The organism is Peribacillus sp. NPDC076916, assembly GCF_050269675.1.
Taxonomy (GTDB): Bacteria; Bacillota; Bacilli; order Bacillales; family DSM-1321; genus Peribacillus; species Peribacillus aracenensis.
In genome coordinates this window covers 120,566-145,092 of record NZ_JBNNIU010000005.1, presented here as the reverse complement: position 1 = coordinate 145,092, position 24,527 = coordinate 120,566, and the positions used below count along the sequence as shown (strand labels likewise).

The 24,527-nt window shown below is 36.6% G+C and carries 18 protein-coding genes; 15 read left to right on the top strand and 3 right to left on the bottom strand.

Translation table 11 applies throughout. From position 1 onward, the window contains the following. The first annotated feature begins 58 nt into the window (after positions 1 to 58). From ACQKFG_RS17445 to ACQKFG_RS17435, 3 genes are read left to right on the top strand one after another with little or no spacing between them, the layout of a single operon-like run. Positions 59 to 259 carry a hypothetical protein gene (locus tag ACQKFG_RS17445; RefSeq protein ID WP_427561072.1) on the top strand — a complete coding sequence of 67 codons (201 nt, stop codon included), beginning with the start codon at positions 59 to 61 and terminating at the stop codon, positions 257 to 259. Continuing rightward, positions 225 to 443 (top strand): hypothetical protein, encoded by a 219-nt coding sequence (locus ACQKFG_RS17440; protein ID WP_427561069.1) that lies wholly within the window; start codon positions 225 to 227, stop codon positions 441 to 443. Before ACQKFG_RS17445 ends, ACQKFG_RS17440 begins: the two co-directional genes overlap by 35 nt. 48 nt (positions 444 to 491) lie before the next feature. After that, positions 492 to 1,841 (top strand): FAD-binding oxidoreductase, encoded by a 1,350-nt coding sequence (locus ACQKFG_RS17435; RefSeq protein WP_427561067.1) that lies wholly within the window; start codon positions 492 to 494, stop codon positions 1,839 to 1,841. A gap of 124 nt (positions 1,842 to 1,965) precedes the next feature. Here ACQKFG_RS17435 and ACQKFG_RS17430 read toward each other — a convergent pair whose 3' ends face one another. Further along, positions 1,966 to 2,751 (bottom strand): glucose-1-dehydrogenase, encoded by a 786-nt coding sequence (locus tag ACQKFG_RS17430; protein WP_427561065.1) that lies wholly within the window; start codon positions 2,749 to 2,751, stop codon positions 1,966 to 1,968. Between the two features lie 17 nt (positions 2,752 to 2,768). Beyond that, positions 2,769 to 3,620 carry a GRP family sugar transporter gene (locus tag ACQKFG_RS17425; protein WP_427561062.1) on the bottom strand — a complete coding sequence of 284 codons (852 nt, stop codon included), beginning with the start codon at positions 3,618 to 3,620 and terminating at the stop codon, positions 2,769 to 2,771. 213 nt (positions 3,621 to 3,833) lie between these two features. Between ACQKFG_RS17425 and ACQKFG_RS17420 the strand changes: the two genes are divergently transcribed. Further along, the gene (locus ACQKFG_RS17420; RefSeq protein WP_192207812.1) at positions 3,834 to 4,394 is read left to right on the top strand and encodes a thioredoxin family protein; all 561 of its coding nucleotides are present in this window, start codon (positions 3,834 to 3,836) and stop codon (positions 4,392 to 4,394) included. A 186-nt stretch (positions 4,395 to 4,580) separates the two neighbouring features. Here the strand turns inward: ACQKFG_RS17420 and ACQKFG_RS17415 are convergent, their stop codons facing one another. Beyond that, a complete protein-coding gene (locus tag ACQKFG_RS17415) occupies positions 4,581 to 5,126 on the bottom strand; it encodes a helix-turn-helix domain-containing protein (RefSeq protein WP_192207813.1) in 546 nt (181 codons plus the stop codon). A 401-nt stretch (positions 5,127 to 5,527) separates the two neighbouring features. Here ACQKFG_RS17415 and ACQKFG_RS17410 point away from each other — a divergent pair, with 401 nt between their 5' ends. The 11 genes from ACQKFG_RS17410 to ACQKFG_RS17360 all read left to right on the top strand — a co-directional run bounded on the left by ACQKFG_RS17410 (position 5,528) and on the right by ACQKFG_RS17360 (position 24,455). After that, on the top strand, positions 5,528 to 5,767 hold the full coding sequence (locus ACQKFG_RS17410; protein WP_192207814.1) for a PLD nuclease N-terminal domain-containing protein: 240 nt from the start codon (positions 5,528 to 5,530) through the stop codon (positions 5,765 to 5,767). Next, positions 5,764 to 6,669, top strand: a complete 906-nt coding sequence (locus ACQKFG_RS17405) for an ABC transporter ATP-binding protein (protein ID WP_342615032.1) — start codon at positions 5,764 to 5,766, stop codon at positions 6,667 to 6,669. The genes ACQKFG_RS17410 and ACQKFG_RS17405 overlap by 4 nt, the downstream gene beginning before the upstream one ends. Next, entirely contained in the window at positions 6,666 to 7,454 is a 789-nt protein-coding gene (locus tag ACQKFG_RS17400; protein ID WP_192207816.1) for an ABC transporter permease, read from the top strand. The genes ACQKFG_RS17405 and ACQKFG_RS17400 overlap by 4 nt, the downstream gene beginning before the upstream one ends. 49 nt (positions 7,455 to 7,503) lie before the next feature. Continuing rightward, positions 7,504 to 8,220, top strand: coding sequence for an ABC transporter ATP-binding protein (locus ACQKFG_RS17395; protein ID WP_179891015.1), 717 nt, complete (start codon positions 7,504 to 7,506; stop codon positions 8,218 to 8,220). Next, a complete protein-coding gene (locus tag ACQKFG_RS17390) occupies positions 8,195 to 9,787 on the top strand; it encodes a hypothetical protein (protein ID WP_427561056.1) in 1,593 nt (530 codons plus the stop codon). Before ACQKFG_RS17395 ends, ACQKFG_RS17390 begins: the two co-directional genes overlap by 26 nt. A gap of 79 nt (positions 9,788 to 9,866) precedes the next feature. Further along, positions 9,867 to 10,154 (top strand): transposase, encoded by a 288-nt coding sequence (locus tag ACQKFG_RS17385; protein ID WP_192207819.1) that lies wholly within the window; start codon positions 9,867 to 9,869, stop codon positions 10,152 to 10,154. A gap of 366 nt (positions 10,155 to 10,520) precedes the next feature. Continuing rightward, a complete protein-coding gene (locus ACQKFG_RS17380; RefSeq protein WP_427561053.1) occupies positions 10,521 to 11,234 on the top strand; it encodes a 4'-phosphopantetheinyl transferase family protein in 714 nt (237 codons plus the stop codon). After that, the gene (locus ACQKFG_RS17375; RefSeq protein ID WP_192207821.1) at positions 11,225 to 11,881 is read left to right on the top strand and encodes a hypothetical protein; all 657 of its coding nucleotides are present in this window, start codon (positions 11,225 to 11,227) and stop codon (positions 11,879 to 11,881) included. The genes ACQKFG_RS17380 and ACQKFG_RS17375 overlap by 10 nt, the downstream gene beginning before the upstream one ends. 12 nt (positions 11,882 to 11,893) lie before the next feature. Continuing rightward, positions 11,894 to 19,432: an amino acid adenylation domain-containing protein gene (locus ACQKFG_RS17370; protein ID WP_427561050.1), complete on the top strand. Its 7,539-nt coding sequence runs from the start codon at positions 11,894 to 11,896 to the stop codon at positions 19,430 to 19,432. An 11-nt stretch (positions 19,433 to 19,443) separates the two neighbouring features. Next, on the top strand, positions 19,444 to 19,710 hold the full coding sequence (locus ACQKFG_RS17365) for a phosphopantetheine-binding protein (RefSeq protein ID WP_369618714.1): 267 nt from the start codon (positions 19,444 to 19,446) through the stop codon (positions 19,708 to 19,710). A gap of 26 nt (positions 19,711 to 19,736) precedes the next feature. Then, positions 19,737 to 24,455: an amino acid adenylation domain-containing protein gene (locus tag ACQKFG_RS17360; protein WP_427561046.1), complete on the top strand. Its 4,719-nt coding sequence runs from the start codon at positions 19,737 to 19,739 to the stop codon at positions 24,453 to 24,455. Positions 24,456 to 24,527: the final 72 nt, after the last annotated feature.

Here is a 24,527-nt window from a genome sequence, read left to right as displayed (position 1 = left end):
TTCACGAGTAAATGCGTTGAATTCACGAGTAAAACCGTTGAATTTACGAGTAAATGCGTTGAATTCACGAGTAAAGCTGGAATTCACGAGTAAAACCGTTGAATTCACGAGTAAATCCGTTGAATTCACGAGTAAAACCGTTGAATTCACGAGTAAAACTGTTGAATTCACGAGTAAATGCGTTGAATTCACGAGTAAAACCGTTGAATTTACGAGTAAATGCGTTGAATTCACGAGTAAAGCTGGAATTCACGAGTAAAACTGTTGAATTTACGAGTAAATGCGTGGAATTCACGAGTAAAACCGTTGAATTCACGAGTAAAGTAGCGGAATTCACGAGTAAAACAGCGAAATTTATGAGTAAAACTTCAAAAATAACGAGTAGAGCTAGTTTGACACCATTACAAGGAATTGTCAGCAGGGGGAATGTATCTTTCTGCTAGGTTTTTTCATAGGATGTAACATATTTACCCGAGGAAGGGGTCATCTTTTTGGAAAGAACAAAGCTTACCGGGCGTATCGTTACACCTAATGATGCTGAGTATGAGCATGCCAGGATAAATAATAACTTAAGTTTTGCTAAATTCCCAAAGGTTATTGTGTTTTGTCAAAATTCCAATGATGTGTTGAATTCATTGAAGTGGGCCCGGGAAAATCATGCACCTTTCCGGGTTAGGAGCGGCAGGCACAGTTATGAAAATTTTTCATTAGTGAATGGCGGTCTAGTCATTGATATTAGTGAAATGTACAATATCAAGGTCAATCGTGAAAAAATGATCGCAAAAATTGAAGCCGGAGCTGATTTAGGGAGAGTATATAATACGTTATGGAACTATGGCACGACGATTCCAGCTGGTACCGAAAGCAGTGTTGGTGTTGTAGGTCTTACGCTCGGCGGTGGTATAGGTATGTTAACGAGGCGCTTTGGACTTACTTGTGACAATCTACTTGAAATAGAAATGGTGAGGGCGTGTGGAAAGAGGGGCGCCAAACTCATTAAAGCAAATAGGAAAATCAATAGTGATTTATTTTGGGCATGCTGCGGGGGAGGAGGGGGGAACTTTGGCATAGTCACTTCTCTTACTTTCAGGGTACACCCCGTATCAAGGGTATCCATTTTCTCCGTCACATGGGGGTGGGAAGATTTCGAAGCGGTATTTGAAGCCTGGCAGGATTGGGCCCCTCAAGCTGATGAATGCTTAACTTCAGAAATAGAATTCAAGGCAAAGGAAGCAAACGAAATTATTGCTCAAGGTGAATTTGTTGGAACGTCAAATAGATTGAAGCTGCTATTAAAGCCTTTGACAAAAACTGGTTCACCAATAAATGTCATGATAAAGGAAGTTCCATACATTGAAGCCGTAAGATTCTTTGATTATCCAGCTGGAAACCAACCGGCGTATCGAAAGAGGTCAGGATCTTTCATTGAAAAAGCTTTTCCACAGCAAGCAATCATGACCATGAAACATTTTTTAGAAAATGCTCCAAATGAAAATGCAGCCATTTGGCACCAATCCCTGGGAGGAGTGGAGGGCCTTAAAGGTCCAAAGGATACGGCTTTTTATTATCGCGATGCCATCATCGCCCAGGAGTATCAGGCTACATGGGCCAATCCAGAAGAAGAACGGCTAAACATTCGTTGGATCAAGGACCTGAAGCATGCCTTGTCGCCATTTACTATCGGTGACTACGTGAATTGGCCGGATACTCTAATCAAAGATTGGCCAACTGCGTATTATGGAGGAAATTTCGAACGGCTTAGGGAAGTGAAAACGAGATATGATCCATACAATGCGTTTAAGTTCCCTCAAAGCATACCGCCATTAAAGAAGTGGGTCTAAAAGACTTTTTGATAAATCCGCTCAGGGTCATGGTTCAGCAATCCATATAGATAGAGCTCTAATGATATTCATGAAAATGACCACCCCAAGTTCGTGATGGAGTGGTTATTTTCATTAGTTAAGTTCAGCCCTTTCCTGCTTGGAATCCAGGATATTTGGTCATTCCGCCATCAGCATATAAGGTCATTCCCGTTACGTAACTAGATTCTGCGGACGCAAGCCAAGCGGCACAAGCGGCAATTTGTTCCGGTTTTCCGATGTATCCCATCGGAATCAGGTCGATGACTTCTTGTTTAGCTTTTGGGTCATTGAACTTTTCGGCATTGATGGGTGTGTCGATTGCACCAGGTGAAATATTATTAATGCGAATCCCTTTAGGGGCATATTCAAGTGCAAGTGTTTCAGTCATCATCTTCACTCCGCCCTTACTTGCTGCATAATGGACAAAATGAGGCCAAGGTATCCGGTCATGAACGGATGACATGTTAATGATATTGCCCTTGATACCATGATCGAGCATGTAATTGATTGCTTCCCTGCTTGCGAGGAACATCCCCGTTAGGTTTACATCGATGACTTTCTGCCAATCTTCCAGAGTCAACTTTTCGCTGGCCACTTCATTTTCAATACCAGCATTGTTGATCATGATGTCAATCGTACCAAAGGTTTCAGCAGCGAATGAAAGCAATTTCTTCACATCCGCTTCCTTCGAAACGTCACCTTGAATCGCTGCTGCTTTCCCGCCAGCAGCTTCAATCGTTTTGATGATTCGCTTATGGTCGTCATTTTCAGTGTGATAATTTAATACGACATGTGCTTTTTCTTTACCGAACCTTTCGGCCATGGCTTTTCCCAACCCTTTTGCAGCCCCAGTAATGACTACCACTTTTTTCTCTAAATCTTTATACATCATTTATCGCTCCCTGACTATTCTTTTGTAAAGCCGATCATAACTCCGCCAGCAATTACGAGTACACACCCGATGAGGACGAAGGCCATTTGCTTTTTGGATTTTTTCTCTCCTAAAAGAAAGATGCCGCCTAAAGTGGAAATGACGATCCCCATTTGGGAAAATGAGAATGAGATGGCAACGCCCACTTTTGGATTAGCGAGCAGGAGACCGATATTACCGACTGCCCACATCAATCCGGTTAGGATATTACGCCTAGCATATTTATTAAACGGTTTATGTTTGATGGAAAGGAGCACGGCAGCCAGGAACATGCCGATTGCTTGCGGCAGGATCGCCGACCATCCGTCAACTTCATTCCATCTGATAACAATGACATATGTAACATAACCCACTGTTGAAATGGCAAGGTGAAAAACCCCTTTTTTCATGCTTCCTGCTTTTTTGTTATCACCATCGCCGTAGCTCGTCAGCAAGACACCTGTAATCAAACAGATTATTGCAACAATGCCGATGATGATTGTCATCCTGTCATTCCATTCCCTGAAAATGATAACCGCAAAAAATGCATTTCCTAGAATTTGCAGTCCTGTTGAGATTGGAACGGTTTTCGATACCCCGATTTCCTTGACGCTATTGAATTGAAATAACTGCCCGAATGCCCAGCCTATCCCGGAAATGATGCCGACAATCCACACTAGACTGCTCCATTCCGGCGGATTGATGAAAGACATCATGATGGCGAACAGTAATGAACCGATTGTAATGCCAAGTGTTTGATTATAAGAGTTGCCCCCGAGTTTTTCGGAAACAAGCACTAAGCTGCCCCATGTCAATGCAGGGAGTAGTGCAAAGAGAAAGCCTTCCACAAAATTTCATCTCCTAAACTAAAATACAATGATTTAATGAATATATAATAGGTAGTTAGCAAGCTATTGAATGTATTTAGAGTTTTCCCTTTACACGGGAAAGAAAAACATGGTTTTAATTTACCGATTTGTCATTTTTTTAAAGTGTGGGAAACAATGAAATAATAAGTGTTTTATGGTACTTTAAATGTAAAAATAGTTAGGAGAAATAGTATGACGACACTGAATGAATGGTTTGAAAAGGGGATTCCTGCTAAAGAATTTGTAGCTTCGATGAAAGTTCATAAAGAAAACTTACAATCGATTCAGGAGGGTTTTACCATTTCTGCAGAGGACCAAGGTTTTTTTGATGAATTAAAGACGAAGGAACTTCGAGCCATTGTCATTACTGAAGACTGGTGCGGGGACGCGATGATGAATATTCCTATATTGTTGAATATATCTGAAGCGGCAAATATTGAAACTCGCATGGTTTTACGAGATCAAAATCTAGAACTGATGGATCAATACTTAACGAATGGAACAGCGCGTTCGATTCCCATTTTTATATTCATTGATAAGAATGGTGAAGAAAAAGCTGTTTGGGGGCCTCGTGCACCAAAGGTACAAGAGTATGTGATGGAGTTGAGGTCTGACCTGCCGGCCAAGGATGATGAGCGTTTCGAGGCAGAGCAAAAAGCAGTTATTAAAAAGATAACTGCAGCTTTTGCTGAAGAAAAGCACCTGTGGGGCGAAGTATACAGCAGCATCAAGGAAGCATTGGGGAGCTGCTGACAGCGGGTATGGCACTTTTTAATCTGACCAAAAAAGGGTGGTTAAGCCCATTTTAGATTTTCTTCCATGATGTATGGCTGTTTCAAAACGGATACTGCAACCTGATTGGTTGAATAGATAATACGATTCCTTCTATAAGAATTCACCTTTCTAGAGTCCGTGGTTTTGGAACAGCCTCTTCTTTTTTTATGATTCTGGAATAATTGTGACGCCGATTGTTCGAATAGGAGAGTCTTGTTTAGCACTTTGATTCGTAGCTTTGTAGTATTTTACCATTAAATCGTTCAATTCATTTTGGAAGTTAATAAAGCTTTCATCATCAAGCTTTAGTTCTAAAAGGGAAAAGGTTGAGCCATCTTCCGCGCAGTCTCTTTCTTCTAATTTAGTTAGATAGTTTTGATATTGAGTCATAAGGGATAATTGATAATAAGAAAAATAGTTCACCTTTTTCTCATTAGAAGATTTTTTCCATTCTTCCCCGCTAAGTCGCGCTTCTTCTTCATTTAAAACATAGTATTTTTCGGAAACGGATCTCACTTTTTTTTCTTTTACAATGCGAATGACCCCTGAATCCAACAGAACCTGTATATGTCTATATAATGTTGCTTGGGGTACATCTTTAATGATTTTTAACATTTCCAATGGTGTTAAGCCACTTTCCCTGTTTCTCATTAAAGCTTGGGTAATTTTTATTCTTACAGGATGCATTAAAATTTCAGCTTTATTAATCATCTTATTCTCCTCACATTGGAAATTATAACTGGATAATCTTAAATCAATTTTAATGTTGGTCATGAATAATAAGTTTAATTCATCATAAATTGTAATGATTGAATCACTTTCATTTAAATAAAAATGACACAGTTCGAAAAATAATATTACAGAAATATTTTTTCGAAGTAAATCATAAGCCTTTTCGAATAAGTGTAAAAAAATAATGTCTTCATGAAATGAAATTTAATAAATAACACTATATTTTTATTATTATTCATTGTGATAATATTATCATTATAAATAACAATAAAAACTAAAACAATATTTTATTAAAGAAAAAAACAGGTGCAAAATTCCATTTTTCATGTTATCATTATCGATAATGATAATAATATTTCGTTTTCAAAGGAGTGGTATATATGGAATTGCATTATGGATGGAATGAATTGAAAGATATTGATTTCATGTCGATTCTGCCGATTGTTTTACCGGTAATTGCTATTGGGATGATTTTAGTGCTTATAGCATTAATTGATTTATACAGAAATCGAAAGACGAGGAAAAATGTTTTATTGTGGACACTCATCATTATTTTTGCAAATACTATCGGTCCAATTCTGTACTTCGTTATTGGAAGAAAGGACAGTGAAAGAATATGAAATTAGAAATTAAAAATGTTACAAAAAAATTCAAAGAAAAAACAGCGGTCAATAATTTTTCAATGGAACTGCAATCAGGGGAATGTGTTGGATTGATAGGGCCAAATGGGGCTGGTAAATCGACACTAATAAAAGTGATTGCAGACATAATAGATCCAAGTATGGGAGAAGTATTGCTTGATGGTAAGAAAATTTCAAAAATGAAAAAGGAAATAGGCTATTTACCACAATACCCTAACTTCTTTCAATGGATGACTGCCAAAGAAACCCTCACTTTCATGGGCCAGCTCTCAGGTATCAAGAGGGAGGAATTATTAAGCGGCATTCCTGAGATATTGTCGAAAGTGGGGTTGAGCGGGGAAGAGAATTCCAAGGTGCGGACTTTTTCAGGCGGAATGAAACAAAGGCTTGGAATTGCACAGGCGCTGTTACATAAACCGGCATTGATTGTCATGGATGAACCGGTTTCTGCATTGGATCCAATCGGCCGGAGAGAAGTGTTAAATATCATAAAAGAGATAAAGAAAGATACGACAATTTTAATATCGACGCATATATTAAGCGATGCAGAAGAAATATGTGAGAGGTTTGTCATTATAAAAAGTGGTAAAAAAATTGAGGACACAACTATGTCGGAATTATTAAATAGGAATAGCGGAAATAAAATCAATGTCGACATAACCTCTAAAAGTCAAAAATGGATTGAAAACGTTAAAAGCTTGAACTTTGTCAAAGGTGTAGAGGTAATGGGAAATAAATTGAAGATTGAAGTGGAAAATATTGAGTCAAACAAGAATATGTTACTGGCGAATGCTTTGGAGCATAATGTTGATCTTGTAAGGTTCGAAATAGATAACGATACATTGGAAGAGATATTCTTAAAATTGGTGGTGGAAAAATGAATAATTTTGCCGTTTTAGCTAAAAAGGAATTTGTTCAGATGTTACGTGAATATAAAGTGATTTGGCTGCCGCTTGTATTTATATTTTTAGGAATAACTCAACCAGTCGTAAGCTATTATTTACCTTCAATATTAGAGGCACTGGGCGGGGGCCAAGGGATTACCATTGACCCAAGCATGGCTGCCCAAAAAGGCGGCGAAGTTCTTGCTAGTACATTGGGGTCTCAATTCGATCAGCTAGGGGTCATGATCATCATCGTTTCCATGATGGGAGTCGTACAATCCGATAAAGCGAATGGAATGCTGGCTTTCATTCTTACAAGGCCAGTGACGGTTGGAGCTTATATAAGCGGGAAAATCATTTCCAATTATCTGTTTGTTGCCTGCAGTGTAGCATTGGGATATTTGGTTTCATATCTGTATGTAGTTTTTTTGTTTACAAGTGTTGATTTTGCGGATTTAGTAGTGGCTTTGCTGTTCTATCTGCTGTGGGTCCTATTTATCGTTTCATTCACGACGATGATCAGTACCATTTTTAATAGTCAGGGTATTATTGCATTAATTTCGATAGTATTTCTCCTCGGCTGTAGAATCATAGTTGGGTTAAGTCCGGTTATAGACAATATGAATCCGGCAAGCATGAGTAAACATGCCATGGAAGTACTGATTTTAGGCACAGTCAATTCACAGGCGATTTGGGGTGCAATAGCGGCACTTGCGTTAACGGCAGTAACGATATTGGTAACGAACATATGGATTTCAAAAAAGAAATTCAATAACGAGTAAGTTGGGGATGGAAATGTGTTAATCATGAAGTGATGGGAGGATGATAACTTTGTTAAGCATCACAGATTTAGAGAAAAGCTACTCGGCCAAGAAGATTTTGAATGGTGTAAATCTAGAAATCAAAAAAGGGGAAATCTTAGGTTTTATAGGGGCAAATGGTGCAGGGAAAACGACGACGCTGAACATTATTACGGGCATTTTAGATTCTGAAAATGGAAAGGTTGAAATAAATGGCCTGACCAAAGAAGACGGCATAGAATATAAAAAACAATTTTTCTTCATCCCTGATACTATCAATGTTTTTAACAATGTTTCGGGATTTGATTGGATCCGTTTCTTGATGAACCTATATGGAAATGATGACAAAGAACGTTTGGGGAAATATATCAATCGGTTTGGGATGCAGGAGTCCATTAAAAAGCCAATGGGAAGTTATTCTTATGGGATGATGCATAAGGTATCCCTGATAGCGGCCTTTACCATTAATCCCCCGATCATCATTATGGATGAACCGTTAAATGGATTAGATCCAAACGCCGTTTTAGTTTTTAAGGGGTTAATCAAACAATATGTTGAAACGGGCGGTACAGTGTTTTTCTCGACGCATCTGCTGGATGTGGCAGAGAAAATTTGTAATACAGTGGCTATTTTAAAAGAGGGGAAAATCATCCTGCATGATGAAATACAAAATATAATAGGTGAAAGTTCATTAGAATCTACCTTTATGGAGGCTCAGGTATATGAAGGAAAAACTTCAGTTAACTAGATTTTTCATTTCTTCCTTCTATAAAATGCCCAAGCAGACAATGTTGCAGGCTGTACTGATAATAGCCGCTTTTTATATGTTTTTGCAGCTGACTGTCGTAAATGCCTTTGTTTATTTTCTTGGAGATACCGAGGTCTTCCTGTTTTATAATGTAACGATTTCCAGCATTCTCGTCTTTGCATTGGTTTGCTATTTGTCCACATCACAAATATTTGCTTATTATGAATTTAAAGTATTGGCGGCTCTGCCACTCACCTATAAAGAAATATCAAGGGCTAAGGTATTAAGTAGTTTATGGGTCCCCATCATCTTATCAATGGCAATCCAGGTGCCAACAATCGGCTTCTTGATAGTCGATCTAAAGTTTATGGAAGCGTTTAAATTATTCATATTTTTACCGATTGTCAACGGTTTGACGGCTTTGCTCCTGCTTTTTATCTTATCGTGCATTAATAGGTATTATTATAGATTCAAAAATAAAGTAGCATACTTACTTGTGAACATTGTTGTCTTCCTCATGCTTGCGATTATTTCCATTGTATATTTTGCTGGAAAATCATCCATTGCCCTTTCAAAGGTCATCTCGGAAATAGATATGAATTCTATTGAAGGTCTAAAAAACTCGTTGCAATTCATAATGGGACATATGTTTGAAACCGCAAATATGATTCCGGTGATTAAATGGATACTGGATGCCTTTGTATCAAATGAAATAACAGTTCAATTTATAATTATTTATATTTCGATACTAGTAATTGGTTTCCTATTGTATTCATTTATTATAGAAAACATTTCCGTTAATTATTTTAAAAACGGGTTATTGGGAAATAACAAAGCGAATATGAAAAACTCAAAGGTTAATATATCAAAAAATCAATGGAGTAACTATTTACAAAGAGAGATATGGATCATTAAGTCTGAAGCATATTTTAAGATGCAAATCGGTTTAGGCCTTTTATTGCCGCCAGTCTTTTCACTGGTCATGTTATTGCTGATTCAGAATGAAGTGTTCCCGAATTATTTGAATATAACGAAAGAGGGAGTCTTTGATAAATACTTTTCATATTCGATCCTTTTCTTGTGTTGTATAAATAATATAAGCGGAACCCCATATTCAAGAGAAGGAAAATATCATTATTTACTGAAAAGTGCCCCTTTTGATGAAAAATATGTTTATTTTTCTAAAGTGATATTTTCATCAATAATAGGGATTATAGCCGTATTGATCAGCTTTATGATATTTGCACTTTTTGGTTATTGGGAAATGGAAACTGCAGTCATGTTATTAATTACTTCTTGTTTAGTGGTTTGCTATAATCTTCTAACACCATTATATGATATGAAAAATCCAAGTATAGAATGGGAGAACCCATCTGCTGCCATTAAATCAAACCCCAATGTATTAATTAGCCTGCTTTATGGATTGCCATTATTAATCGTGGTTACATCCATTCATTTTGGCTTGGTTTGGTTCAGTGTCCAGCCCATGATGGGAGCGCTCATAATATTAATGATCGTAATAGCGATCAATTCCGTTTTGGTTAATAGGTTGAAATATAATTTATGAAAGTCGTTATATTAGAAAAGTATATAAAGGAAGTACAGAAAATCGGCACTAAATAAATTTAAAAAAGGAGTGTCTTATTATGGGGAAGCACCATGATAGAGATTTTAAAATTTATGCTGCTCGATTAGTATTGGAAGAAGGCAGAAAACCTAGGGAATTGGCTGAAGAACTTAATATCTCGACACCTACATTAAGAAATTGGGTCAACATCTATAAAGAAGCAAATGAAGAAGGCCTGGCGGACTCCAGTATTGGTTTTTCAGGTCTCAGTCAGAAAGAGGAAAAGGATAAAATAATTAAAGATTTACAGGAAGAGAATGAGATATTAAAAAAGGCAATGCACATTTTTACGAAACAACCAAAATGATCGAACCGCATTTAAGCCATATTTTATTTTTCACAAATTATAGTGAAAAATAAAATATGGCTTTTTTTAATTAGTATTTTTTTCATTTAATGTAATATTTTCTAAATTATTTAATACTAAACTCCCTATGAAAATATTACTAAAGAGGAAAAATAATAAAAATTGGTAAAGTTATTATGTAATGTAGATAATTTACAAATTTTTAATGGACTCGGCAAAATTCTTGTGATAAAGTGTTATCGATAATGATAATAGGTAATAATTAACCTAGAAAATGAAATAATTGTTTAAAAAAAGAAATTTTTGAGGGAAAAAATGGATAAAATCTGCGGATTTCCAGAAAAAAAGAGAGGAGGAAAATTATAATTGATTGAATATTTTATGAATAAGAAAAAGATTTATAAATCTTGCATCAAGTTTTATGAAGCGGAATCAGTTAATTTGGACTATATGGATGATATTTTCAACGAAAAGGAATGGAATTATCTTAATTTGCAAAATGGCAAAAGAACCATCGAAGCAAAGAAAAGTTTGTACTTTGGAAAAAAAGCAATTATGGAGTTTTTAGATATAGGTTTGGATGAAATAAAGAATGTATCACTGTTGAAAGGAGTCTTTGGACAGCCGATTATTGTTAATAACCTGTTCTTATTAATGAACATGAACATGGGTATATCCATCGCTCATACGGATAAAACATTCGGAATACTGATTTTTGATCAACTGCATCCAATGGGAATCGATATAGAAACAAAAACGAAAACTGATTCTGAATTTTTAGAGACCTATTTAACTAAATCCGAGAAAAAGATGATTAAGGATAGTGAAGGTCTTTTAAATAATGAAATTTTCTTTAGTGCAAAAGAAAGTCTATCAAAAATACTAAAAACAGGATTGACCTCTCCACTTGAAATCTATGAGATTTCTAAGGCTGAAATGGATCATGATAACATCTCACTTTTCTATAAAAATTTTTCCCAGTACAAATCAGCGGTCGTACTCGTGAATGATGAAATAAGAAGCATTACCATTCCAATAAACTCTACGAAAATAATTAAGGGGGAATACCAATGGAATTAAAAATGGAAGCAAATGCTGAATTTAATAATAATAAATTAGTACAATATCTTTTTAAAAAAGAGGATAGAGTTCATAAGTTAATAATTTCGTTATTACTACTCAGTTTAATCGCAGGTATCGAAACGACGCTTTTGTTATATTCTGCGGATCAAAAAGGGATGAATGTATTAAATGGCATGTCCATTTCAGAGATTGGGGCCATGAGTTTTGCCATTAACACAATTGTAATGGGGGCTCTGGGATTATTTGTCACTTTCATCATTCAAATATTAATTGTGTGCCTATTATTTTTAGTTTTAAAAGAAAGACCCGTAAATATTAAAGGGATTTGCCAAGCTGTCATAAATGCTGGGATATGCATCGTCATTGGATCTGGTGTTAATGCAATAATCTCATTATTGGTCAAGAGCAAGGAAACGACATTTACTAGCTTATCCTTACTCGTGCATGATAAAAATTCCATCCTTCACACCTTCATGGCCGAATTTGAATTGTTTTACATTGTCAGTTTAATCCTATTCAGTTTTAGTTTGGAAAAGTTGGCGCTCGCCAAAAGAAGGAATGCAATAATCATAACGATTGTAATAGCTTTAATTTCTTTAGTTTTTCATATGTTGACAGTTGCATCAGGCACATATTTAAAATAATGGGGGAAAATGATGAAGATGAATTCTTTAGCGAATCTATTTGAAGAAAGTGTTAGGGAATATGGAGACAATATTGCAGTAAGAAATAAGGATCAGCAATTTACTTATAAAGAAACGAATATCTTGGCAAATAAAATGGCGATGTACATAAAAAACAAAGGGATAAATAAAGGTGATAATGTCGGAATCTATATTGAAAAGTCGGAGCATGTTTTATTTTTAATCATAGCACTCCTTAAATTGGGGGCTACCTATGTACCTATCGACCCTAAAAGTCCTGATGAAAGAGTAAAGCATATAATAAAGAACTCAGAATTGAAGTTATTGATTGGGGATAATGGCCGGATTAGCGGCATTGATTGCAATTATGTAACCCTCGATGAAGTGATAGAGAATTCAAATGATATAACCGGTGAGAATTTCCATATCTTAATTGATCCAAAGGATCCAGCCTATATCATTTTCACATCGGGCTCTACCGGTAAGCCTAAAGGAGTTTGCGTTTCACATGAAAATGTCATGAACTTGTTTTTAGGCTGCGACGGTTTGTTCGAGTTTAATAATAAAGATATATGGACATTTTTCCATTCCTACGCATTTGACTTCTCCGTCTGGGAGATGTGGGGGGCTTGGATATATGGCGGAGAAGTTGTAGTGGTTTCATTTGAGGAAAGCAGAAATCCAATATCCTTTGTTGATTTATTGATAAGTACACAAACAACCGTTTTCAATTGTACACCAAGCGCTTTCTTCGAGGTGATTGGTGAGCTCATAAACCGACAAAATGAATTAAGTTTAAAATACATCATTTTTGGAGGGGAAGCATTAAACTTCAAGAAATTGACACAGTGGTTTTCTCCCGAAAATGACAGGCTGCCAAAGTTAATAAATATGTACGGAATAACTGAAACCACCGTTCATGTAACATACAAACAAATAACTAAGAGTGATTGTGAAAAAGGAATTACGAATATCGGAAAAGTCTTGCCTCATCTTGGGTTCAAGGTGATGAATCAAAATGGAGAAGAAGTAACTGGAGATGAAGAGGGCGAGTTATACGTTTCAGGAAAAGGTGTTTCGCTAGGCTATTATAAAAATACCATGATGAATAAGCTGAAATTTACGGATATTGATAATGTTCGCTACTATAAGTCAGGGGATGTAGTGAAAGTTTTGGATGATGGTGATCTGCAATATATCGCCAGGAATGATGAGCAAGTGCAGTTAAGAGGTTTCAGGATTGAATTAGGGGAAATAGAGAGCTCGTATAATGATTTGAAAAACATCAAGAATGCAGTCGTTACGATGGATAAAGCGTTTAATGATGATATGCACTTATTTTTATACTATGTTGCTGATGAAGAATTAGCTGCTGATTATTTGAGGGAAAGTGTAAAGAGCTCATTGCCAGCCTATATGATCCCAAGCTTTTTTATCAAGGTGGACAGCATCCCCCTAACGGTAAATGGCAAACTGGATAAATCCTTATTACCCAAATTCGTCATAAAAGACTGTGAAGCTCCATCAAATATCGAGAGTCCAGTGGCTGAAACAATTAGTGAAAAAGTAAGAGAATTGGTTGGTGGCATCATAGGCAATGGGGTTATAAAAAATAATCAGTCCCTACTTGAATGTGGAATGAACTCATTATCGATAATGAGATTAATTGTCAATATTAAAAATCAATTTCAAATTGAAATGGCTCCTTCAGTTTTATTGGAGAACGACACGATTATGAAATTATCCCGAGTCATAGAAACTCGTCAAAAAGAAGGGGTAAAGCAAGATTATACACCGATCAATATTAATGCCAGAAATACATACCCTTTAACATATGAACAAGAAAATTTGTGGTTCATTCACCAAACCAATGCAGACAAGTCGTTATATAACATCGTTTTTTCGTATGAAATATCAGGTGAAGTGAATGAAGGAAATCTGGAACTATCTTTAGATAAGCTAAGCAATAAACATCAAATTTTAAAAAGTGTCATTAGAGAAGAAGCTGGAATGGGCACCTTGGCTTTCGATGAGTCGATTCATCATGACATTACCTATTTCGATGTTTCGGATCTTCCTCTAGACATGCAGGAAGAAAAAATAAATCACTTGGTGAAGGAAGAAACGGAAAGGCAATTTGATTTAGGAAATGGTCCCCTCTTATCGATTGCGCTAGTGAAGACAAATGAATGTGAATATCAATTATTATGTAACATCCACCATATTATTTTTGATGGTTGGTCGATTCCATTAATGATCAATGATTGGCTTTCCATTTATGAGGAAATCAAGAATGGTGAACGAAATGATAGAAATAACCAATCAATCCAATATGGAGATTATGCTGTATGGCAAAAAAACTCGCCAAATTATGTAAGTGGTAAGGATAATGAGTTCTGGAGTAATGAAATAACTGCATTACGGCAAAAGTCTTTATTACAATATGATCATCAAAAAACCGGAGAAGGTAAAAGCACTTCCGATATTATCAGCTTTTTGTTACCTAAAGAAATTCAAAACAACCTGGAAAGTCTTCATAAAAAAACGAAATCGACTTTGTTCATGAGTTTACTTACTGCCTATCAAACCTTTTTATCAGTGTACTTTGATGAAGAGGAAGTTGTCGTCGGGAGTCCTTTGGCAAAGAGAAACCATGTGGACACTGAACAATTGATAGGATATTTCGTTAACACATTGCCCTTTAAATTAAATGTATCCCAGGAAGATTCATTTGAAGAAATTTTGCGGAAAAATATAAAAAATATTGCAGGTGTTTTTGACCATCAAAATTTACCTGCTAAGGAAATTTTGAAATATTTATCGGCAGAAAGAACCATGGAAACTACGCCATTATTCGATACAGTATTTGTCCTGCAAAATAACCAGAAAGAAAAGCTGGCATATAGAAATTTCACGTTAAAGCCGAAAAAAATCAATACCTTTAAAGCTAAATTTGATTTAGTTGTCCAGGCAGAAGAAATGGATGGGGATGAAATATTCATTTCGTTTGAATTCAACAAATCATTATTTAATAAAGCGACGATTCAAAGAATGGCTAGTAATTTTCAGTATTGGCTGCAAGAGATTACAACCGAGGGAAACAAGAAGATAAAGGACATCACCTATTTAGAGCCTGCACAGTTACGATCGATAATCGAAATGGGTACAGGCAATGTAAATCAAGAAGTGGAAGATCATCGTTTTGAAGATGTAATTGCTAGGTTTGAGAATAAAGTAAGTACAAATTTCAATGATGTTGCCATTGTTCATGGTGATGACCAGGTGACGTATAGCGAGTTAAATGCCCGGGCAAATCAGGTGGCACACCGATTATTCCAGAACCATGTAAATGTAGAAGATAGAATCGGGATTTTTATGGATCGATCGATCAATATGGTTACGGCCATTTTAGCCATTATGAAAGCTGGGGCGGCATATGTGCCTTTGGACCCGTCACAACCAGAGTCACGGCTGAAACATATGATTGAGGATTCTCAACTCACATATTGTTTAAGTAATGAAGAAGGACTTTCAAAGTATCCCGGTGATGAAGGGAAACTAATATGTATCGAAGACATACTAAAAGAACGGGAAATTGAATGCGAAGAATTCGTTTCAAGAAAGATATCGGAAAGTGATCTGGCCTATATCATCTACACTTCAGGAACAACAGGTAAACCTAAAGGGGTCATGATTGAACATGGAGGGTTGGCTAACCTCTGTAATTGGCATATCAATTATTATTCTGTCGATGGAAAAGATGCAGCAGTACTAGTTTCGAATACATCTTTTGATGCTTCCGTTTGGGAGATATTCCCTTACTTGACAAATGGGAATAAACTCCTGATATTGGATTACTATGATTTATTGGATGTGGAAATCCTTTCGGAGAAGTTAGAAAAGGAGAAAGTCACACTCGCGTTTTTTTCAACGGGACTGCTCGAGCAATTATTTATCAACGATATGAAATTTCCAGAATCAATCAGAGCCATTTTGACAGGGGGAGATCGTTTAAAAACGATACCCGATCATTTGAACTTTGATTTATATAATAATTACGGGCCGACTGAGGGCACCGTCGTTTCGACAGCATATAAGGTACTTCCAAGTGATGATACAGTGATTCCGATCGGAAAGCCGATTTTAAATGCAGAAGCATATGTGTTCAACACCAGGATGAAGCCAACTCCTAAGGGTCAAATAGGAGAGCTGTATATCGGCGGGAGAGGCATTGCAAGAGGATATATAAATAATCCGGAGAAAAACGTTGAAAGCTTCATCCCAAATCCGTTCAATCCTTCAAGGAAGCTATATAAAACAGGGGATTTAGTTAAGTATACCGAGGATGGAAATTTACTATTTGCAGGCAGAGCGGATGACCAAGTGAAAATCAGGGGATATCGTATCGAACTTGGCGAGATCAGTGCCGTTCTAAATAAATGCACAGGTATAAAGGATTGTTTTATAGCGATAAAAGATGAATCTAAGGCAAAGAAATTCATCATTGCTTATTATATCTCCGACAATGACCTGGAAGAAAATTATATCCGGGATTATATGAAGAATCATCTTCCCCAATATATGATTCCTTCTTATTTCATTAAAATGGAGTCATTTCCGCTAACGGTTAACGGCAAAGTCGACATGAAGAGTCTGCCGGATACTAAAACGAATACGGAAGGAACCGACAACAAAAGTGCCATTAATGAAACGGAACAAAAATTGTTAAAGATATGGAAAGAGGTACTGAATAATCAGGAAATAACCATCTTTGATAACTTTTTCGAATGTGGGGGAGACTCCATCCTAAGCATTCAAATTTGTTCACTTGCCAAGAAAGAAAATCTTTTCATTACTTCAAAAAACATCTTTGAAAAACAAAGCATCGAAGAGCTGGCAAAGGTTGTGGAATTGACTGGCGATTTAACGATAAATCAGTCTGATGTTTTTGGAAAGGCGCCATTTACACCTATTCAAAATTGGTTTTTCACTCAACAAATAAATAATTATAATCATTGGAATCAATCTGTAACGTTAAAGGGCTACCCGAAGATGAATGAGAAACGGATGCAAAAGATCATGGCTCATATCGTTAGGCATCATGATGTGCTGAGATCAAGGTTCAATAAAGATGAAGCATTTTCGAAAGTGGAAAAGCATATCGACCCGACTGAAAATTGGACTATGAATTATGTAAATCTATCGAATATGAATAAAGATGGACAGGAACGGGAAATAGCTAGACTCGGGAACGATGCACAGCAGGGCATGAACATTTCAAACGGTCCACTGATGAAAATTGAATGCATCAATACTGGCCAAAATGAGCATGTAATCATTTGGATCATTCATCACTTACTTGTTGATGGGGTTTCCTGGAGAATCTTGATCGAAGATTTTGATCGGCTATATATTCAGGATATCAACGATCAAGAACTAAAACTGGATAATAAAACGACATCATATAAGGAATGGGCGAATAATCTAAACCAATACAAAAATAGCATTCCATTAGGCATTAAAGAGTACTGGCAGAATGAATATGAGGCAGTAAACGAAAGTGCCCTAGTCAAAACAGGGAATGTTTACGATGGAAAGTCATTTGAATTGAAGCTGAATAAAGAGATTACAAACAAAATCTATAATGAAATGACAAAAGCGTATAAAGCATCCATTGATGAAATATATTTATCCATTTTCGCAACGCTAATCGGGAATTATTTTAATAAAAAGGATATTCATTTCACTTTGGAAGGACATGGTCGCGAAGAATTATTTGCAGGTGTCGATTTGTCCAGGACAGTAGGATGGTTTACGACTATGTGCCCGGTTTATATAGAAAATAAAGAAACCATTTCGAACACGATTCAAGGTACAAAGAAAAAGTTAAGGACACTGCCTAATAAAGGGATCGAGTATGGGATCCTGACCGAATTATGTGGCGAGACACATATGAAACGAAATAGGCCGATTATCAGTTTTAATAATTTAGGGAGATTTCACCAAAGTAATGAATTGGCTGCAAAAGAGGTCATCTTTTTTAGTGAACAAGATATTCAATATAATGCCTATACCGAGCATGAAGTCGATATTGAATTGCTTGTAGTGAACGAAGAGCAAACTATAAAAATAAACTATAACAGACATTTCGTAAAAGAAGATTTTGAGAGATATATTCAACGCAATTTGCCGGAATTGTTACGGACATTGGAAGAAGAAACAAAATTGGTAAAACAGATGTACCGTCCGGAGGACTTTCCATTGTTGGATATGCCTGAAGAGGAACTTAACCAACTACTGCGCAAAGAAACAGGAATTGTTGATATTTATGAATTGACTGCTTTGCAAAAAGGGATGTTGTACCATAGCTTGTTTGATAGTGAGAGCAGCCAGTATAAAGTGCAACTCATATTTGATATTAAAGGTTTCCTGGACGTCGAAAAATTAAAGAATGCCATTGCGACAACGGCAGGGAAACATGACATTTTAAAAACGAAATTATATTCGAGTAAAAAAGGGTTATTCTACCAACTGCTAATGAATTCCGTGGATACCGAGATTGAATATGAAGAAATAATGGAACAACAAGAAAAGCTGGAAAAGTTGTTAGCGGATCAATATAAGATGATAGATATCGAGAACAATAGGTTGAATCGCTTCATGATCGTTAAGCATACGGACAATGAATACCAATTAATATGGACATTCCACCATATTATTATGGATGGCTGGAGTTATTCGATGGTTATTAATGACATCTTTAATTCTTATCATTCAATAACACCATCATCATCCGGTAGTGCTTCATTTAAAGAGTATGTTGAATATATGAAAGGTTATACGAGTAATGAGGAGCTGCGGAAATATTGGGCAGGGAAATTGGAGGGTGTCCGAAATTCCGGATCCAGTATAACGGGAGTATTGGAAGGCGAGGGATACATTGAAGATGGTTACTTGAAAGTACTGGATGAGGAATTGATTAATACCATTCAACGATTCTGTCAGGAATACAAGATTACCATGAATACTTTCTTTCTAACTATATGGCTAGCCACTTTAAAAGAAGTAAAAGGTACGGAAAATGTATGCTGCGGCGTAGTTACATCCGGCAGGAATATCCCAGTCCGGAATATTGAGGCCATGGTTGGTCCATTTATCAATACTGTGCCATTTATAAAGCATATCAGCCAAGAAAAGACTTACATTGAGCTGCTCGATGAAGTTCAAAAAGAGTTTTTGGAACTAAGTGCCTATGAGAATACACCATTATCAGAGATTTATGAGTGGGCTAATTTGGAGAATCATTTGTTTGAATCATTATATGCTTTTGAAAACTATCCTATGGTACTAGCTAATAATGATGAAATCATTGTGAGTTTGAAAGAAGGACGGGAAACGACCCATTATCCAATCGTCATTATCATCACCCCTGGTTCAAGTGTTCAAATTAAGTTTAATGAGGCAGCGGTCACTCCAAAGTTAAGGTCATCAGTCCTTTCTATATTTAATCGAATCTTAAGCGAAATGTTAGAAAAAATGAAAGTTAAGTGAGGGGAATATATATGGGAACAACTATTGCTGTGAAGGAACGGTTAATTGAGGAAAAGCTTATCGGATTTTGGAAAGAGATTTTAGAACAAGACACGATAGGTACAGATTCCAACTTCTTTGACTTAGGCGGGAATTCCCTTTTAGCCATGCAATTCATTCAAATGGTGAAGAATAACATGGGAGTGAAATTGCCAATCAAAGTGATGTTCGAACAATCAACCATCCAGGAACTATCCGTACTCATCAAACAATTGGATGATATTAATAAGTTAGGTTGAATGGAAAAGAATTGAGGTGTTTTTCTATGAACAGGATAATCAGTGAAACGGAAGATAGGCTATTAAACTTGATTTCAATTGTTATCAAACCTTTTAAAATTTCACTAATGGAGGATATGAATGAATCACTAAGCACAAATGAAAAAAAAGATGAGTTCTTGTCTTTGATAAAACGGGAGTTTGGTATTCAATTAACACCGGAAATCATTTCAAGCCAATGGAATATAGAAAAGCTGGCAAGTTTTCTGGACATGCTCATCAGCATGAGGGAAGTCGAGGTAAATAAGCCTTATAAACGTGGGAAAAGTGAAGGGATGCTATCTCATAATCAAGATCGGATGTATCTGTTTGACAGCCTGAATGAAAGGAAAATGCTCTATAATATGCCATTTAAATTCATTTTAAATGGCATAGTGGACATCGATGACCTGCAACAGGCATTAGATTTCATGATTGAACGCCATGAAACATTGCGAACCAATTTCAAGGGTGAAGAACATCAAATCCTTCAATTCTTATCAAAAAAAAGCAGAAACATAATTGCCTATGAGGACTGTCGGGAAGTAGATCCCGAAGTCAGTAATATAATGGTCACCTCCCATCTTACTGAAGAAATGGAAAGATGTTTCGACCTGGAAAATGATCATTTATTTAATATGAAACTATTTCGAATTGACGAAGAAAAGCATTATTTAGTATGCAATTTCCACCATATCATTTTTGATGGAGTATCGTTTGTCACCTTTTTCGAAGAGTTAATGGAGATTTATGAAAGAATTCAAACGGGCAAGGTTGGGGATATTCCTCCTCTTGACATACAATATTTAGATTATGCTGTCTGGCATAAGGAGTGGGTCAAGGAAAGTACGCCAAGCCAAAGGAGGTTTTGGGAAAGTTATTTAGATCAAGAGGAAGACGCATTGGAACTTCCATTTGACTTTCAACGTCCAAAATCACCTTCATACTCAGGTGGAAGGCTGGAAATGACGATAACGGACGAACTCCATGTATTGATAGACAGGATTTTAAAGGAGAATGGCACGACTTTATATGCTTTTATGATGACCGCCTATCAAGTGTTTTTAAGTCAATATACCGGGAAGAATCAAATCATTGTCGGGAGTACCGTGGCAAACCGAGGCCAGGTAGAATTTGCCCGGACAGTTGGATGCTTTGTCAATACGCTGCCATTGAAGCTGACCGTGGATGCCACAGAATCATTTCATGAAATATTGAACCGAAATCGTAAAGTGATTTTGGATGTATTGGAACATCAGGCCTTTCCATTTGAAAAAATCGTTGAAATCATAAATCCGGACAGGGATCTCAGCCATTCCCCATTGTTCCAAACAGCACTGGCAATGGAAGAAAGCTTTGATGGGAACTTTAGCAATTCATTCTTCACTCTTGAACAAGACAAATTCGAAATTCCTTATTCAAATTATGACCTGACCATAAAAGTGAAAGGTTCCCATAACCTGATCCTAGAGTTTGAGTATTCCGATGAACTTTTTAGACGGGAAACAATTGAAAGACTCATGTTGAGTTTTGAAAAATGGTTATTCCAAATTTGCAGAAATGCAGATAGACCTATACGTCTTTTGGAGCATTTAGATGACAATCAAATGAATCAATTGTTATTTGAGTGGCAAGGTGAGGTTTCGGATGCACATCAAAATGAGACGATCACCTCCATATTCGAAAGAATCGTTAAGAAGCATTCAAACAAATTAGCCGTTGCTGATAATGGTAAGTCCATCACCTATTCGGAATTAGATCAACGATCAAATGTGATTGCTAAATTGCTTAGAAATAATATCGAAAATGGCTCCAATAAGGTAGGCCTGCATGTAAACAGATCGATTGATATGGTGATAGGCATGTTGGGAATCATTAAAGCCGGATGTGCATATGTTCCGCTTGATCCCATGCTGCCAGCTGAAAGGTTGGAATATATCATCAATGATTCGAAAATGGATATATGCATTACGAATCAAATTGAGGTTCCTGCCTTAAAAAAAATAGCTAAAGTGATCAATCTTGAATCCGTCCATTACGTGGATACCGATTGCTGTAACGAATCGATTGCGCCATCCGATCTGGCTTACATAATCTATACTTCGGGAACGACTGGAAAACCTAAAGGTGTCATGTTATCCCATAGAGGAGTAGTGAATTTAATAATAAGCCAAAACAAGTACTTACAACTTGATGAGACCTCTAGGGTATTACAATTTGCCACTTTTAATTTTGACGCTTCCATCTATGAGATTTTTGGAAGCTTATTAAATGGTGCAGAGCTGCATATCGGGAATAATAAGGAGGAAATGTTTGATTTATTCGCTTTGGAAAATCAAATCAAAAATGAAAAGTTAACTCACCTAGTATTGCCGCCTGCAGTTTTGCAAGAACTCAATATTGAGGGATCTGATGTGAAGTTCGTTGGTTCGGCCGGATCTGAATGTCCATTAGCTTTGCTGGATCGCTATCGAAATATAAACTTTTATAACGCCTACGGTCCAACGGAATATTCAGTATGGACCACGATTGAAATGTTTAAAGCGTTCGAAAACAATGAGACTGCTAATAATAAAGTATCGATAGGCAAACCTATCCTGAATACTGATATCTATTTACTAAGTCCGGAGCAAAAGCTTGTCCCGATAGGTGCCGCAGGGGAAATATATATTGGTGGTGAAGGGTTAGCTGTTGGCTATGTGAATAATGATGATTTAACGAAAGAAAAGTTCATTGATCATCCTTTTAAATCTGGAAAGCGTTTATATCGCAGCGGCGACCTTGCAAAATTCACGAGTGATGGTGAGTTGATTTTTCTGGGGCGTAAAGATAATCAAGTGAAAATAAGAGGTTTCCGGGTGGAAGTTGATGAGATTTCGGTCAATCTCAATGCGTATCCTCAAGTAAGTGACTCATTCATTAAGGTTCAGGATCAGCCAAACTTAAATAAACAAATAATCGCTTATTTCACATCCAAACAACAAGTTGATTATGACCACTTGAAAGCATTTTTAAAAGAGAGATTACCTAGTTACATGATTCCTTCCTTCTTTATGCAAGTGGATAAATTTCCGTTAAATGCAAATGGGAAAATTGATTCAGCGCTTCTACCGGTACCCGTAACTAGAAGCAATACATTGGAAGAACCTGAGACGATCAATGAGAAAGTGCTTCTTCAGATTTTTAAGACGGTACTAGGGCTGGATGACATAAGTATCCGGGATAACTTTTTTGAACTTGGCGGTGATTCCATTCAGAGCATTCAAATATGTTCTCTAGCAAGGCAGGAAAATATAATCATCAGTCCAAAATCCATTTTTGAAAATCAAACGGTAGCAGAGCTGGCAACGATCGCGAAAACCGAAAATAAGGTCATGATTCAACCAATAGCCACTAGGGGGAATGTGGAACTGACCCCCATCCAAGAATGGTTCTTTGCAGAACACACGACTTCCATCAATCATTGGAACCAGTCCATTGTTTTTAGTAAGGATTCCTGTGCTCAAATGGAGGACATTGAAAAAATTCTATCTCAAATCGTGGAACATCATGATGGATTGTTAACCCTATTTAAAAAACATGAAAATAAATATATCGGGAATATAGACTCAAAACATAAAACATGGGAGTTAGTCTATAAGGATTTACATCATTTAGATGATGAAACGCGAATAAGAATGAGAGATGAATGGGAAAGTAAGGCTCAGCGTTCATTGGACATAAGTAATGGACCGATCATGAAAATGCTTGTTTTAAAAGAACAATCAAACAAGTATCGCTTCTTTTGGGTAATCCATCATTTATTGATTGATGCAGTTTCCTGGAGAATTTTACTTGAAGATTTCAATGCTCTCCATGATCAAGCATTGAACAATCAAACAGGGAAGCTTGCTTATAAAACTTCATCATTCAAAGACTGGTCAAACTTCTTGAAAAAATATAATGAATCGTTGATGGACCCTGATACAATCCGTTATTGGGAACAAAAAACAAAAAGTGAAATAACGGATTTTAAGGCAGCGGAAGACTTTATAGCTAAAGAAGAAAGAACAATGGAGAAATCATTCAGTGAAGAAGAAACTGAATTATTGCTCCAGGAATTTTCAAGGCAATCAAAAGCGACAGTGGAAGAAGTATTGTTGTCATTAATTGCAAAGAGTTTTAAAAAATCTTTTGAGGTGAAGAACTTCTGGATCGAAGTAGAAGGGCATGGCAGGGAAATGGCGGATGAAACAATGGATGTTACTCGGACCGTCGGCTGGTTTACTGCGATGTATCCGATATTGCTGCATTCAGGAGAGACATTTGATGACACTTTAAAAAACACGAAGAATGCTATAAGGGAAATTCCAAATAAAGGTTTTGATTATGGTGTTATCAAATATTTACGCCCTGGGGTCATTAAGGAGCCGGATATCCACGTTACTTTTAATTATTTAGGAAAATTGGACTCCCAATTTGAATCATCCAAAAGCAGGGACTTTGGTGAATTTGAAAAAAAACCAAAAATCCATTTCCTGGCATTGATCCAGGACGGAAAACTATCAATAAAAATAATCTCAAAATTAGCTGAAGAAAAGATGAACTTAATAATAGAAGCTATTGGTAATGTCGTCATGGAAATCAAGGGAACTGAATTTGACCCAGCTTCTTTAATAGAAAGTGATTTTCCAGATGCGATGCTTACTGAGGAAGATTTGTTTCATATATTGAATTCCAATAAATAAGGGGATTAAAGAGTTTAATAGAATGTTTGCAGTCGGCAGATATGGATGACACAAGAAAATGGAATCGGGAGG

What these genes read in the sequence shown, in the direction of transcription:
- ACQKFG_RS17430 (WP_427561065.1), bottom strand. Translation starts at nt 2,751, where the DNA reads ATGTATAAAGATTTAGAGAAAAAAGTGGTAGTCATTACTGGGGCTGCA.
- ACQKFG_RS17420 (WP_192207812.1), top strand. Translation starts at nt 3,834, where the DNA reads ATGACGACACTGAATGAATGGTTTGAAAAGGGGATTCCTGCTAAAGAA.
- ACQKFG_RS17415 (WP_192207813.1), bottom strand. Translation starts at nt 5,126, where the DNA reads ATGATTAATAAAGCTGAAATTTTAATGCATCCTGTAAGAATAAAAATT.
- ACQKFG_RS17410 (WP_192207814.1), top strand. Translation starts at nt 5,528, where the DNA reads ATGGAATTGCATTATGGATGGAATGAATTGAAAGATATTGATTTCATG.
- ACQKFG_RS17405 (WP_342615032.1), top strand. Translation starts at nt 5,764, where the DNA reads ATGAAATTAGAAATTAAAAATGTTACAAAAAAATTCAAAGAAAAAACA.
- ACQKFG_RS17400 (WP_192207816.1), top strand. Translation starts at nt 6,666, where the DNA reads ATGAATAATTTTGCCGTTTTAGCTAAAAAGGAATTTGTTCAGATGTTA.
- ACQKFG_RS17390 (WP_427561056.1), top strand. Translation starts at nt 8,195, where the DNA reads ATGAAGGAAAAACTTCAGTTAACTAGATTTTTCATTTCTTCCTTCTAT.
- ACQKFG_RS17385 (WP_192207819.1), top strand. Translation starts at nt 9,867, where the DNA reads ATGGGGAAGCACCATGATAGAGATTTTAAAATTTATGCTGCTCGATTA.
- ACQKFG_RS17375 (WP_192207821.1), top strand. Translation starts at nt 11,225, where the DNA reads ATGGAATTAAAAATGGAAGCAAATGCTGAATTTAATAATAATAAATTA.
- ACQKFG_RS17370 (WP_427561050.1), top strand. Translation starts at nt 11,894, where the DNA reads ATGAAGATGAATTCTTTAGCGAATCTATTTGAAGAAAGTGTTAGGGAA.
- ACQKFG_RS17365 (WP_369618714.1), top strand. Translation starts at nt 19,444, where the DNA reads ATGGGAACAACTATTGCTGTGAAGGAACGGTTAATTGAGGAAAAGCTT.
- ACQKFG_RS17360 (WP_427561046.1), top strand. Translation starts at nt 19,737, where the DNA reads ATGAACAGGATAATCAGTGAAACGGAAGATAGGCTATTAAACTTGATT.